General features: G+C 36.9%; 1 protein-coding gene and 1 pseudogene. Both read left to right on the forward strand.

The genetic code is table 11. The features are described from left to right. Window positions 1-202 (forward strand): transposase family protein (locus QUA99_RS32880; protein ID WP_333381784.1); only part of this gene is annotated, 202 nt, incomplete at its 5' end. A gap of 568 nt (window positions 203-770) precedes the next feature. Next, window positions 771-1,170: pseudogene (locus tag QUA99_RS33340) on the forward strand (ISAs1 family transposase); the annotation flags it as partial. Window positions 1,171-1,186: the final 16 nt, after the last annotated feature.

Below are 1,186 nucleotides of genomic sequence, written 5' to 3' on the forward strand. Positions count from 1 at the left end.
TATGAATTACGCACTTGATTTAGCTAAATACTTGATCTTATCATGTTTTAGGTTGAAATTAAGATGCGTTTACCCTGCATCTCATGACACATTTAGTCGATTATTTGCCAGAATTGAACCGCAGCAGTTTCAAGAATGTTTTTTGAGTTGGGTAAATGCGATAGTCGGGAAATTAGAACTAAACGCGATCGCCCTTCATTGATGGCAAAACAATGAAACAATCTTATGACCGAAATGACCATCAAAAAGCGCTACATATAGTGACTGCTTGGTCTTTATATCATCAATTAGTTTGAGAAAAAAAGTTAATAAAAAATCTAACTACCTGACAGCAATCCCGGAATTAATAAAAATGCTATAAATTGGCGCAAGTATAATAACTATAGATGCTAGGGGATGTCAAAAAGACATAACATCTCTGATTATAAAGAAAAAAATAGATTACATTTTAGCTTTAAAAGTGAATGAAAAAACTCCTGCAAAAAGCCGTAAAGTAATGGTTTGAAATTGCCAAAAAAACAGATTATTTAGGCAAAAAATACAATTATTATGAACGAGTAGAAGCGGCACATCATCGAGTGGAAAAAAGACAAGTATGGAGTCTTGATGTACAGCCGATTCCACGTTTATGAAGGACACCCGCCTATCGATATCTCGCCGTAGGGACACTCTTGCTCTCGCCGTGTCCCTACTTCATAAACCTGGAATACGCTGTATCTGATTTACCACCTCTGCATAATCAAGCATTATGGAGTGGATGAAAAACAGTTGTTATGATAGTTAGTGAACGACGGCTGTGGAATAAAACCACGACTGAAACTCGTTTTTACTTGAGTAGTTTAAACAGTAATGCTGAGACAATTGCCTTAGCTATCCGCAGTCATTGGGGCATTGAAAATAGCTTACATTGGACGCGCTTATGTTACATTTTGTGAAGATGAAAGCCGGATTCGGAAACAGAACTCTCCCGAAAATTTTGCACTTCTACGTCGATTAGCTATAAATTTACTGAAACAAGAAAAAACTTCTAAACAAAGTCTAAGATTGAAACGGTATCGAGCCGCAATGGGGAGCATCTCAATGAAAGCAGTTAAGCTAGAAATTGGAGTTTTGGCGTTGCTGAATTACGGTATGATACGGGCAAAAATACGAGAGGGAACCCGAAAATGATTTTTGAGATTTTGAT

The organism is Microcoleus sp. F10-B2 (genome assembly GCF_036704965.1).
Classification (GTDB): Bacteria; Cyanobacteriota; Cyanobacteriia; order Cyanobacteriales; family Microcoleaceae; genus Microcoleus.